The organism is Methanobrevibacter arboriphilus (assembly GCF_019669925.1).
Lineage (GTDB): Archaea > Methanobacteriota > Methanobacteria > Methanobacteriales > Methanobacteriaceae > Methanobinarius > Methanobinarius arboriphilus_A.
In genome coordinates, this window is the sequence record NZ_AP019779.1 from 1,935,482 (window position 1) to 1,948,280 (window position 12,799).

The window sequence follows — 12,799 nt, forward strand, 5'->3', positions numbered from 1 at the left end:
TAATGAGTCAAATAATGATAATAATCTTAAACAAGATAATAATAGTAAAAATAATGAAAACCCATTTATGAAATATCTTAGAAAAGACCGTCTTCCTAATATATTTTGTGCAGGCTGTGGAAATGGGATAGCTTTAAATACATTTTTTAAAGGAATGGAATCTGCAGAGATAGATTTCGATACCCTTAGTTTAGTTTCTGGGATTGGTTGTTCTTCTCGTATTCCAGGTTATGTTAAGTGTGATTCTCTTCATACTACTCATGGAAGGGCAATCACTTTTGCTAGTGGTTTAAAAGTGGGTAATCCGGATTTAAATGTTGTTGTATTCACTGGTGATGGTGATGCTGCTTCTATTGGTGGAAATCATCTTATTCATGGTGCTAGGAAAAATATAAATATAACTGTTATTTGTGTTAATAATAATATTTATGGTATGACTGGTGGACAAATTAGTCCAACTTCTCCTGAAGGTAGCTTTGGAACAACTGCTCCTTATGGTTCTAGGGACAAACCATTTAACTTAGCTGAACTTGTAGCTGCTGCTGGAGCGAGCTTCGTTTCAAGATGGACTACAGCTCATCCATTACAGCTTTCAAATTCAATCAAAAAAGCTCTTTTAAATCCAGGTTTTTCATTCGTGGAGGTAGTTTCTCAATGTCCTACTTATTATGGTAGAAAAAATAAGTTAAGGTCTCCAGTTGACATGATCAATGCTTTTAAAGAGAATAGTGTTAATATAAGGAAAGCAAATAAAATGACTGAGGAAGAATTAGTAGGAAAACTTATTGTTGGGGAATTTGTTAATAAACCTAGAAAAGAACTTACTGAAAATGTTTGTGATTTATCTGTTGAACAATGTGGTCGAAATTTAGCTATTAAATCAGCATATATTGATAATTTTGATGATTAAATAATAATTAATATAATAATCAACAACATAATAATAAACAAGATAATAATAAACAACATAATAATCAACAATTATATATGATTTAATTTCATAAGAGGTATTTTTATGCGAAAAGAAATTAGAATAGCGGGTTTTGGAGGACAGGGTGTTATTTTAGCAGGGATAATTGTTGGAAAAGCTGCTTCTCTATTTGATGGTATTAATGCGGTTCAAACTCAATCATATGGTCCTGAAGCAAGAGGAGGAGCTTCAAAAACAGAAGTCGTACTTTCTGATGATGAAATTCACTATCCTAAAGTAATAAGTCCTGATATATTAGTTGCAATGTCTCATGAAGCATTATTGGCATATGTTTGGGATTTAAAAGATGGAGGTACTCTTATAATCGATCCTGATATGATTGATGAATCTGAAATAGGAGATTTTGTAAGAGATCATAATATTAATTTATATTATGCAAGAGTTACTAAAACTGCTATGAATGATATTGGTCTTAAAATAGTAGCTAATATTGTTATGGTAGGAGCTATTTCAAAAATTACAAGTGTTATTTCTCATGATGCTGCTAAAAAAGCTATTTTACAAAGTGTTCCTCCTGGGACTGAGAAAAAAAATATACAAGCTTTTGAAGCTGGATATGCAATGGATGGTAGTTGAATATAATTAAATTAGTTATATAATTATTATACTAATTTAGTGTTTTGGGTGTTATAAATATGAAATTTTTTGAACATGCTGCAAAAAAATTATTTAAAAAAAATGGGATTAGTATTTTGGAAGGACATGTAGCTTATTCTCCTGAAGAAGCGATGGAGATTGCTAGTGAGATGGGTGGTTCTGTAGCTTTAAAATCACAAGTTTTAATTGGTGGTAGGGGAAAAGCTGGTGGAATTAAATTTGCTGATGATCCTGGTGAAGCTTTTGAAATAGCTGGAAATTTGTTAGATATGGAAATTAAGGGTGAAAAGGTAAAACACCTATTGGTTGAAAAAAAAGCAGAAATCAAAGAAGAGTTCTTTTTAAGTGTTTCTATTGATAGGTCTTCTAAAAAACCTATTATCATGGCTAGTATAGAAGGTGGAGTTGAAATTGAACAATTAGCTATTGATAATCCTGAAAAAATCATTAAATATCATGTTAATCCTTTAGAAGAATTTTTACCTTATGAAGCAAGAGAAATTGCTCGTAAAATGGGTGTTAGCTCTGATCTAATTTCTTCTGTTGGCAGTATCATCTGGAAGTTATACAATGTATTTGATAAATATGATGCACAGGTAGCTGAAATTAATCCTCTTATACTTACAAATGATGGATTGATTGCTGCTGATGCAAAGCTTGAAATTGAAAATGATTCTCTTTTCCGTCATACAGAATTAGCTGAGGCTAATTCATTTAAACCTAAAGAATTTGCTTTTGTGAAACTTGAAGGGGATATTGCTGTTATTGGAAATGGTGCAGGTCTTACTCTTACTGGCATGGATATGATAAAACTTAATGGTGGAAATCCTGCTACTTTTTTAGATATTGGTGGTGGGGCATCTGAAAATACTATTAAAAAAGCATTAAATCTTGTTTTAAACTATTCCCCTGTAAAAGTAGTTTTTTTAAATGTACTTGGGGGAATAACAAGGGCTGATGATGTAGCTAAAGGTGTTATTAAAGCTTTAGATTCTTCAAAAAGGAAGATAAATATTGTAATACGTCTTACTGGGACTAATGAGGAAGAAGGTCAAAAAATATTAGAAGAAGCAGGAATACCTTTTGAAATATCAATGGAAAAAGCAGCTAAAAAAGCTGTTGAAATTAGAAACTCTCTTGTTGAATAGTTTTAATAATCAAATGATATTTAAAAATATTTAAAGGATAATTTATAGGTAATTTAAAATTATTTAAGTATAATTTAAAGATAATTAAAGGATAATTTAAAGAAAGGATAATTTAAAGATAGTTAAAGGATATTTTATGTCAAATTCACTGAATAATCAAGAAAAAAATGTTTCTTTATCATTGGAAGATCAAAAAAAATTAGAATATAGTGGGTATCGTTTTCTTGGTAGTAAAGGACATTCTGCTGTTAAAATTTGTCATTGGACTAAAAAAAGTATTTTGAATGAAGGATTTTGTTATAAAGAAAAATTTTATGGTATTGAAAGTCATAAATGTCTTCAAATGTCTCCTGCAGTGCCTTTTTGCCATCAAAAGTGTTCTTTTTGTTGGAGGGATCTCTCACTTACAAAAACAGAATGGGTAGGTGATTATGATGATCCTAAAACTATTATTCAAGATGCTATTAATGCTCAAAATAAACTTCTTTGTGGTTTCTTTGGTAATGATAAAGCAGATAGGAAAAAATTAGAAGAATCTAAGAAACCAAATAATGCAGCTATATCATTAGCTGGAGAACCTATGTTTTACCCAGACATTAATGAACTTATTGCTGAATTTAAAAAACAGGATTTTACAACATTTTTAGTTAGTAATGGTGTTATGTATGAAAAGTTGGCTAATCTTCAAAATGAACCAACACAACTATACCTTTCCTTAGATGCACCTGATAAAAAAACTTATGTTGATCTTTGTAATCCTCAAATAAATGATGCTTGGTTAAATATAAATAAATCACTTGAAACACTAAATAGTTTTGATTCAAGAACATGTATACGAACTACATGTGTAAAGCATAAAAACATGTTTGATCATGAAAATTATGCAAAATTAATTGATCTTGCAAATCCAGACTATATAGAAATCAAAGCATATATGTGTGTTGGTTATTCTAGAGATAGACTGACACTTGATAATATGCCTACATTTAATGAAGTAATTGATTTTGCTCAGAAAATAGCTGACCTCACTGGAAGAGAAATCACTAATGATTCGGAGATTAGTCGAGTTGTTCTTTTAGAATAATGAATGAAAATAATAATATAGCTGAATAATAATATAGATAAAAATATAATAATAAAAGAATAATAGATAGAAAAATAATATTAAATTTTTAATTAGACCCATATATAATTTTTTAGTATATAGCTATAGCTTTTCAGATTATATATATGGCTTTATATAATTACTATTTAATTTTTTAAATCATTAAAATTAAATTAAATTTTTACTTTTTTTAAGTACTCAAATATCTCTTTTTTAACTATAAAAGGTTAATTGAACTTATTTTTTGATAATGTTTTTTATTTATTTTTTTCTTAAAATTCTTTCTATTTGTCCTTATTTATTTGAAATCTGAATGTTATGGTCCTTTTCATATTTTATTAAAATACTTATTCATAGTCTTTTCATTGTTTAGAAAGCAAATTTTAATTCCTGTGATTTGTCCTTTATATGTGAAAAAAAGCTTTATTTAACCTTTCTTTCTAAAAAATTTTCAAAACATTTATATACTATAGTCTTTTAAATAAAAGATGATAAAAAATGTGGCTTTATAATTTTAAAGTTAGTAATTAAAATCTTGATTTATCAAAATCTAAAATTATAATCTTAATAATGTTTAAAATTTTTAGTTGTTTAAAATTTTTAAGTCTAAGTTATGAATTTAAAATTTTAAAATACTCTATAAATTTATATAAATTTTTTTATTATTAAGAACATTATTTAATTAAAATATTATTCAAGCTTAGATATTATTCTGTATATAATTTTAGGATTGTTTTAAATTATTGAGATTTTTTATTTCTAATGAGTTGGATTATATAGCTCGGAGGCGGTATAATTAGTAGATACTCAAAATATGGACCTATAGTTGTAATTATTACAATATTCGCATTAGCTTTAATGGTCTGTGCAACTCCTTTTGGAGTAAATGTAGATAGTCAAATAAATTCTGAAAAGACATATAATAACGGAATAAAAGCATCTGCAGCTTCAGAAGTCGTTAAAAAGACAAATAATTCAGATTTAAATAAAAATACAACAAAAACTGTTAAAGTTGTTGTTAAATCTATTAAAATGTCTAAAAGTGACTATAAAGTGATGAAAAGTTCCATTAACAAATATAAATCTGCCAATGGTTCCAATCCCGATAGTTATTATTGGAAATCTAAAGCATTAACAATCTATAAAAAAGATTATATTGATGCGATAAGTAGATATAATAAATTTGTAAAAAATAATAAAGTCGATCCTATTTATGTAAATATTTTCAATTCTGTGAAATATGTAAAATGTACTGAATCTGATAATGATGATAAAAAAATTAAAAAATCTTCTAATTTACCGTTAGCAGGGGAATTATCTGGAGTTAAAGGTTTAACAGTTTTACAAAAATATATGAATAGGCATCTTAACCATGTAGATGGAGGCCCTTCAACTTTTTCAGGTGTTGTAAAATCAAAAGTTGGAGATTGTTGGGGGTTAGCTGAGTGGGCAGCTAAACAATTAAAAGCAAATAAATATAAAGTTAGAATTGTTCAAGGTGTAAACTCATATGTTTCAAACCATAGATGGGTTCAAGTAAGGCTTAATGGTAAATGGTTAAACTTTGAATCTTCATTAGTTACTAAAAAATATGGAAGTAAAAACTATTCCAAAACATGTGCAAGGTTAAATAAAATCGTTAAAACTTTGTAGCTACTTTGTTACAAAGTATTTTTATACTTTATTTCTATTTTCAGATTTATATTTTTTATTTAATATTTTTTTATATTTGTATAGAATTTTTTTATAATTGTAAATTTTTTATTTTTATAATTGTATTTTTTATATTTTTTTATATTTTTGCTCTTTTTAATTCTATTTTTAAATCTATTTCATTATTTTCATTAGATCTTTCACTTTAGGATAATTTTTCATGATTTGTTTTAAGTACTGTTTTAAATAATTTCTTTTAGTTATTTATTTTATAAAATAGTTAAATTTAATATAATTAAATTAATATATAATATTTATACGAAATACTTTTATTAAATTAATTTAAAAATATATTAAATACAAAAGTTATTAAATACCAAAAATAATCTAAAATATATTATAAATAACAAATAATATGATATTTAGGTTTTAATAATTTTTATTTATATTATATTCAAATTTTAATAATTAATTAAGTGAGGAATTTTTTTGACAATAAATAAAATCAAAACACCAATTGTTATTTTAAATTTTAAGACTTATTTAGAATCTAGTGGAGAAAATGCACTTAATTTAGCTAAAGATCTTGAGTCTGCAGCTATTGAATCAGGTATAACTATGGCGGCTGCTCCTCAAGCTACAGATATATTTAGAATAACTCAAGAAACTGATGTTCCTATTTTGGCTCAGCATATAGATCCTATAAATCCTGGAGGACATACTGGAAGCAATCTTATAGATTGTATGATTGAATCAGGGATAAATGGGACATTATTAAACCATTCTGAAAAAAGAATGAAATTATCTAATATTGATGAAGTTATTAAATTATCTAAAGAAAGAGATGTTTTTTCAGTAGTTTGTACTAACAATATTGAAACTAGTGTAGCAGCAGCTACTCTTAATCCAGAATTTGTTGCTGTTGAGCCTCCAGAACTTATTGGCTCTGGTATTCCTGTGTCTCAAGCTGAACCAGAAATTGTTGAAGGAACTGTATCAAAAGTAAAAAAAATTAATAAAAAAACAGAGGTCTTATGCGGTGCTGGAATTTCTACGGGTGATGATATGCGCGCAGCTTTGGATTTAGGAGCATCTGGAGTTCTTCTAGCTTCAGGAATAATATTGGCAGATAATCCTAAAGAAGCATTAATAAATTTAGTTAGTAAGATTTAAATTTATTTAATTTTTATAATCTGGAGAATAGAATGACAATTAAATTTAATACAATTGATGATTTTGATATTGAGGGTAAAACTGTTCTAGTCAGAGTGGATATTAATTCACCAGTTGATCCTAACTCAGGAATTATCTTAGATGACACTCGGATGAAATTACATAGTGAAACACTAAAAGAACTTTCTGATAAAGGTGCTAAAGTTGTTGTTTTAGCTCACCAAAGCCGACCTGGTAAAAAGGATTTTACAACACTTGAACAGCATAGTCATGTCCTTTCAAAAAATTTAAATATTGATGTTAAATACATTGACTCAATCTTTTCTCATGAAGCTAAAGAAACTATAAAAAACTTAAAAAATAGTGAAATTCTTCTTCTTGAAAATGTTAGATTTTTTTCTGAAGAATCTATTAGTAAATCTCCTGAAGAACAATCTCAGACTTTAATTCCTCAAAATTTAGCTCCAATAATAGATATCTTTGTAAACGATGCTTTTGCAGCTGCACATAGGTCTCAACCTTCATTAGTTGGATTTGCACCAATTTTACCATCTGCAGCAGGTAGGGTAATGGAAAAAGAATTGAAGGTTCTCCAAAATGCTATTGATAATGTTGAACATCCTTGTGTTTTTATTTTGGGTGGGATGAAGTCTGATGATTCAATTGATGTTATGAAAAATGTTTTAGAAAATGGAACTGCTGATTATGTTTTAACATCAGGACTAGTGGCTAATATTTTACTTTTGGCTGCAGGATATGATATTGGTAAAGTTAATAAAAAATTTATTAAGGATAGAGATTACTGTTATTTAGTTAAAAAATCTAAAAAACTCATTAAAAAATATGGTTCTAAGATTGTATATCCTAAAGATGTAGCTATTCAAAATAAAGAAGGTTTAAGAGAAGATGTCACTGTTGATAAGATTCCTAATTTCTCTATTTTTGATATAGGGATTGAATCGATTAAGGATTATGCAAAAATTATTAGAAGTGCAAAAACTATTTTTGCAAATGGCCCTGCAGGAGTATTTGAAGAGTCAAAGTTTGCAATGGGGACTGAAGATATTTTAAATGCAATAGCTAGCTCTGAAGGTTTTTCTATAATTGGTGGAGGTCATATTGCAGCTGCTACTGTAGCAATGGGGTTTGAAAATGATGTCAATCATATTAGTAGTGGTGGAGGTGCTTGTATAAATCTTCTTTCTGGTAAAAAATTAGTTGCTGTTGAGGCATTAATAGACTCTGCTAAAAAATAAATTTATTCTTTAATTACTCTTATAATTACTATTTTAAATACAATATTATTATTTCAAATTAAAACTATTATTATTTTAACTACAAAATAATTATTATTTTAATTATAAATGATCATATTCTTTTTTTAATCTTGTTGCTGATTTTTTAGGATCCATACTATTCATAATAGCAGAAACAACAGAAATTCCTTTAATATCTGTATCTTTTAAGGAATTAATATTATTTTCGTTTAATCCTCCAATAGCAACTACTGGAATATTAACTTTATTTATAATCTCTTTAAGATAGCTCATATCTATACATTCTGCTTCTTTTGTATCAGTTGGAAATATAGCTCCACTTCCAATATAATCTGCACCATGCTTTTCAGCAGTTAATGCATCTGAAATTGTAGCTGCAGATACTCCTAATATTTTATCTTCTCCAACCATTTTTCTAGCTATATTTGCAGGCATATCACTTTGACCTACATGAACTCCATCTGCATCTATAGCTAATGCAATATCTAATCTATCATTTATTATTAATGGAATATCATACTTAGAAGTTAAATTTTTAAGTTTTAAAGCTATATCATAAAATTTTCCAGTAGGAGTATCTTTTTCTCTTAACTGAACAATTGTAACTCCTCCTAAAATACTTTCTTCGACAATTTTTAAAAATTCTTCATCCTTTTTATTATTTCTGTCTGTAACAAGATACAATGAGTAATTAGGTTTAGTTGTATATTCAAGCTTATCCATTCGTCCCACCTATTAAATAGCTAAATATTTTATACATTTTTAGTTCAGTATTTTATATAATTTTATTATAATTCATATAGCTTTATTCTAATTTATATAGCTTTATTTTTTCTTCAATTGTTTGTTCATCTATCTTATACAAATAATCAACTAAATTTGCTCTGAAAGTTCCAGTTCCAGAATTTTCTTTTTCAACTTCCTGACCTGCTAGTTCACCAGCTATTCCCATAATTGTTGTACCTGCTATTCCTCCAATAAAAGAATCATTAACACCGCAAAATGCCCCAATAATTGAAGTTAGCATACATCCACTTCCAGTTATTTTTGGCATTAGTGGGTCTCCATTTTCACAAGCATAAGTAGTATTTCCATTGGAAATTATGTCTATAGCTCCACTAGCTATTATAATAATATTTAATTTTTTTGCTAATGCTTTTACAATTGTTCCATTATTATTTAGATTTGTTTTTGTTATTTCATCATCTTCTGAAACGTCTACTCCTTTGCTTTTAGCTTTATTCAGTGTTAATATTTCATCTAATTCTACTAATCTTGCTATAGCTTTTATTTCAGACATATTTCCTCTAATAACATCTATTTTAGAATCATTAATCAGTTTAAGAACAAGATTATTTCTAAGCTCAGTTACACCTACAGCCACAGGATCTAAAACAATAGGGGTATTAGTTTCCATCCCATGCTTACTTCCAATTATCATAGCTTCTATTTGGCTTTGACTCATTTTCCCTATATTTATAACTAATGTATCTGCTATTTCAACAAATTCTTCAACTTCTTCAGGATCATCTGCCATCATAGGTGATCCTCCGATAGCTAGAACAGCATTTGCACAATCATTAATTGTAACATAATTTGTTATACAATGTGTAAGTGGAGTATTGTTTTTTACATTCTCCAATGCGTGTATAATATCTTTTATAATTTTAGAATTAGCTTTAATCATTTTATCACATTATTTATATTATAATCTATAATAATTTTATATCTATTCTAACAGTTTTATAATCTATTCTAATAACATTATAGTCTATTCTATTAATTTTATAATATATTATTAATACTTTTGTAATATATTACAATAATTTATTCTATTAACTTTGTTAACTATTGTTATTTTTTAATTATATTTTTTATATTCTTTGTTAATAAATATTGATAATTTTTATATGAATTTTCATTCTTTATTAGGATGTTTTTTTATGTCCTTAACTGTTAATTCTATGGTTATTGCTTGTAAATTTAGAGTTAATATGCTAATATAATTTAATAGATACTAAAATAATTTAATAAATTAATATATTAACATTTAAAGTTATTAGAATAAAATATAATAATATTTATATGCTTGTTTAATAAAATATTATTTTGATAATGTTTTTACAAGAATTACAAGTTTTAGTAATATCTTATACTTGTATATTATAAATAATTATTTTTACTATTTTAAAAAGAAATGTTAAAGTTATAAATTTAGAAAAGTATTTAAGCTAAAATAAACTAAAAGAGTGATGTTGCATTATTAAATGATGTAAACATGTGCCTCGGTAGCTCAGTCTGGTGGAGCGCGAGACTTGTAATCTCGTGGTCGCGGGTTCAATTCCCGTCCGGGGCTTTCAAAACTATTATCATATATGTTAAATTGAAATATATTGTCTTTTTAACTAATATCTTATTTAAAGAATTTTTTTATCTATGATATAATATGGATTGAATTCTATAAATTCTTAGATTTTTATAAGCTATTATACCTTTATAGATTATTGGATTTTATAGATTCTTAGATTTTTATAGAATATTAAATTTTAATATTAGATTTTTATAAATTCTTAGACTTTTATAAATATTTCTTTCAATATTTGTTGTAATAAACTTTAAAAAATTAAATAGGTAAATATTATTGTAAAAATTGTTAAGATATGAAAAAGTATATATATGATTAAATTTAACATACTATAATGTGCTGGGTGATAGAGTTTTGATTTGTATAATTCAAACAAATTATCCTAACATAACGAATAGTTTAAATTAAATAAATTTGGGACCATAGGGTAGCTTGGTCGATCCTTTGGGCTTTGGGAGCCTGAGACTCCGGTTCAAATCCGGGTGGTCCCATTATCAATGCCCGCCTTAGCTCAATTTGGCAGAGCGTTGGACTGTAGATCCAAATGTTGCTGGTTCAAGTCCGGCAGGCGGGATTTTATATTAAAGCATTAAAATTTAAATTGAATATAAAGATTCAAATTCAATACTGATTAATTATTAAGATAATTGTGCTATTTTATTTGAAATTTATATAAAACCATAAGCTTTATATATAAGTAATTTTATAACTATAATGTGTTGATTGTATTCATTAAAGATTATATTGATTTAATTTATAATATATAAAATTTAGTATAATATATAAAAAATAAATATAATATATAAAATTTATAATATATGATTAAATTTATGAATTAATTTTTAGCAATTATAATTAATATTAATTATAATATAATATTAATAAAATTTAGTTATTTAACTTGTTATTATAGTTAAACATTTATATACTATTAAATATTATATAATAATTAGTATAATAAATTTAAAACCTGCCCTGGTGGTGTAGGGGCTATCATGCGGGCCTGTCGAGCCCGCGACTCGGGTTCAAATCCCGGCCAGGGCGTTTAAATATATATTTAAAGTATTAAATTAAAATACGTTGTATATATTTAGTATATTTGAGATAGTATGTGGATAAGTAATTAGTGGTTAATTGTTACCAATTTTTAATTGTTATTAGTTCAACTTACTAGTTTAATAGTTATTAAATTATATTGCACATATTTGAGAAAGTATATTTAAATATAAATTATTTGTATTCAATCAGGGCCCGTAGCTCAGTCTGGCAGAGCGCTTGGCTTTTAACCAAGCGGCCGCGGGTTCAATTCCCGTCGGGCCCGTTCTAATTTTATATTTAAATTTTCTTATCCGGAGGAAATATTGTGAGTAAAGATATTTTAAAGCATGAACTTGTTCCAAGTCATGCTGTTTTATCTAAATCAGAAATAGAAAAAATTTTTAAAGATCTAGATTTTGAAATAGAACATCTTCCTAGAATTAAGATTAATGATCCTGTTGTTAAATCTATTGATGCTAAAAAGGGAGATATTTTAGAAATTACACGTGATAGTCCTACTGCTGGAACTTTTATTACTTATAGGTTAGTTGACTAGTTACATTAGGTAGCTTTACCATTAAGTAGCTTTAATCACATTAGTTTAATACATTAGGTACTGTAATCAAATATAAATTTAGATTGATACTAATTTATTATAAATTTTATAATAATTTTATAATATTATTAATTTTATATAATATTATTTTAAATATTTATATAATCAGAAAAATATAATATATAGCTAAATATATAATATATAACATATAAAATATATTGATAAAATTTGAATATATGATGAAAATTATAATAAATACCTTTTATTATAAATAATTTTTTTGTTATAAAATAATTAATTCGGTTATTTGTTGGTTAAGTACTGTTTAATGAAATTTAAGAATTATTATTAATAGTTATTATGTCTTATTAATTTATATATATTTTCTATGTATAAATTAATATCTTTTATAATTGTATATTGATAATACATATAAATACGATAATACATGAATACATTATGGTTATACATTTATGGGAATCTAATATATCATTTGGCAATATTTATTAAATTCTATGTTTTTTATTTTACTGAATTTGATATCGTAAATTGATATCTGAACTTATGAATAATAGCTATTAAAGCTATTTTATATATGTGATATATGACTTGATAAATTACTAAATTGTTAAAAAATTGAACTGAACATATATTTAATTAGTCATATTCAAATATTTATAATATGTTATCTAATTAGTTGTATTATAATATTTAAAGTCTATTATTTGAATAAAATGGCTTTTTGAGTTTTGTTTTTTGTTTAATATATTTATTCATGGTTGATGTTTACTATAATTACATAATTTACATTATTTCACAATTTACATTTATAATAATAATTATATTAATTATTATATAATAATATTCATATTAATATTCATATTAATATGCATAAT

10 protein-coding genes and 5 tRNA genes are annotated in these 12,799 nt (G+C 25.8%); 13 read left to right on the forward strand and 2 right to left on the reverse strand.

Features of this window, described 5'->3' with window-relative positions; genetic code table 11:
• Nucleotides 1-67: 67 nt before the first annotated feature.
• From MarbSA_RS08470 to MarbSA_RS08500, 7 genes are all read left to right on the forward strand, one after another.
• Complete coding sequence (locus tag MarbSA_RS08470) at nt 68-910, forward strand: 2-oxoacid:ferredoxin oxidoreductase subunit beta (protein ID WP_231493806.1); 843 nt, start codon at nt 68-70, stop codon at nt 908-910.
• A 105-nt stretch (nt 911-1,015) separates the two neighbouring features.
• The gene (locus tag MarbSA_RS08475; protein WP_054835134.1) at nt 1,016-1,567 is read left to right on the forward strand and encodes a 2-oxoacid:ferredoxin oxidoreductase subunit gamma; all 552 of its coding nucleotides are present in this window, start codon (nt 1,016-1,018) and stop codon (nt 1,565-1,567) included.
• A 59-nt stretch (nt 1,568-1,626) separates the two neighbouring features.
• A complete protein-coding gene (gene sucC, locus MarbSA_RS08480; RefSeq protein WP_042703250.1) occupies nt 1,627-2,736 on the forward strand; it encodes an ADP-forming succinate--CoA ligase subunit beta in 1,110 nt (369 codons plus the stop codon).
• A gap of 136 nt (nt 2,737-2,872) precedes the next feature.
• Nucleotides 2,873-3,820 (forward strand): 4-demethylwyosine synthase TYW1, encoded by a 948-nt coding sequence (gene twy1, locus MarbSA_RS08485; protein WP_221061408.1) that lies wholly within the window; start codon nt 2,873-2,875, stop codon nt 3,818-3,820.
• Between the two features lie 879 nt (nt 3,821-4,699).
• A complete protein-coding gene (locus MarbSA_RS08490; protein WP_221061409.1) occupies nt 4,700-5,494 on the forward strand; it encodes a transglutaminase-like domain-containing protein in 795 nt (264 codons plus the stop codon).
• 504 nt (nt 5,495-5,998) lie between these two features.
• Nucleotides 5,999-6,667 (forward strand): triose-phosphate isomerase, encoded by a 669-nt coding sequence (gene tpiA, locus MarbSA_RS08495; RefSeq protein ID WP_054835345.1) that lies wholly within the window; start codon nt 5,999-6,001, stop codon nt 6,665-6,667.
• A 32-nt stretch (nt 6,668-6,699) separates the two neighbouring features.
• Nucleotides 6,700-7,923, forward strand: a complete 1,224-nt coding sequence (locus tag MarbSA_RS08500) for a phosphoglycerate kinase (protein ID WP_221061410.1) — start codon at nt 6,700-6,702, stop codon at nt 7,921-7,923.
• Between the two features lie 102 nt (nt 7,924-8,025).
• Here the strand turns inward: MarbSA_RS08500 and thiE are convergent, their stop codons facing one another.
• Together thiE and thiM are read right to left on the reverse strand one after the other, a co-directional pair.
• Entirely contained in the window at nt 8,026-8,667 is a 642-nt protein-coding gene (thiE, locus tag MarbSA_RS08505; protein ID WP_042703256.1) for a thiamine phosphate synthase, read from the reverse strand.
• A gap of 82 nt (nt 8,668-8,749) precedes the next feature.
• Entirely contained in the window at nt 8,750-9,631 is an 882-nt protein-coding gene (gene thiM / locus MarbSA_RS08510; RefSeq protein WP_221061411.1) for a hydroxyethylthiazole kinase, read from the reverse strand.
• Nucleotides 9,632-10,226: 595 nt separating this feature from the next.
• Here thiM and MarbSA_RS08515 point away from each other — a divergent pair.
• From MarbSA_RS08515 to MarbSA_RS08540, 6 genes are all read left to right on the forward strand, one after another.
• Nucleotides 10,227-10,300, forward strand: a tRNA-Thr gene (locus tag MarbSA_RS08515).
• Between the two features lie 425 nt (nt 10,301-10,725).
• Nucleotides 10,726-10,800, forward strand: a tRNA-Pro gene (locus tag MarbSA_RS08520).
• Between the two features lie 9 nt (nt 10,801-10,809).
• Nucleotides 10,810-10,883, forward strand: a tRNA-Tyr gene (locus MarbSA_RS08525).
• Between the two features lie 398 nt (nt 10,884-11,281).
• Nucleotides 11,282-11,353: transfer RNA gene (locus tag MarbSA_RS08530), tRNA-Asp, on the forward strand.
• Between the two features lie 203 nt (nt 11,354-11,556).
• A tRNA-Lys gene (locus MarbSA_RS08535) sits at nt 11,557-11,630 on the forward strand.
• A 42-nt stretch (nt 11,631-11,672) separates the two neighbouring features.
• Nucleotides 11,673-11,903: a DNA-directed RNA polymerase subunit H gene (locus MarbSA_RS08540; protein ID WP_042703260.1), complete on the forward strand. Its 231-nt coding sequence runs from the start codon at nt 11,673-11,675 to the stop codon at nt 11,901-11,903.
• Nucleotides 11,904-12,799 lie beyond the last annotated feature (896 nt).

Coding starts and splice junctions, on each gene's coding strand:
- MarbSA_RS08470 (WP_231493806.1), top strand. CDS start 68: ATGAAATATCTTAGAAAAGACCGTCTTCCTAATATATTTTGTGCAGGC.
- MarbSA_RS08475 (WP_054835134.1), top strand. CDS start 1,016: ATGCGAAAAGAAATTAGAATAGCGGGTTTTGGAGGACAGGGTGTTATT.
- sucC (WP_042703250.1), top strand. CDS start 1,627: ATGAAATTTTTTGAACATGCTGCAAAAAAATTATTTAAAAAAAATGGG.
- twy1 (WP_221061408.1), top strand. CDS start 2,873: ATGTCAAATTCACTGAATAATCAAGAAAAAAATGTTTCTTTATCATTG.
- MarbSA_RS08490 (WP_221061409.1), top strand. CDS start 4,700: ATGGTCTGTGCAACTCCTTTTGGAGTAAATGTAGATAGTCAAATAAAT.
- MarbSA_RS08500 (WP_221061410.1), top strand. CDS start 6,700: ATGACAATTAAATTTAATACAATTGATGATTTTGATATTGAGGGTAAA.
- thiE (WP_042703256.1), bottom strand. CDS start 8,667: ATGGATAAGCTTGAATATACAACTAAACCTAATTACTCATTGTATCTT.
- thiM (WP_221061411.1), bottom strand. CDS start 9,631: ATGATTAAAGCTAATTCTAAAATTATAAAAGATATTATACACGCATTG.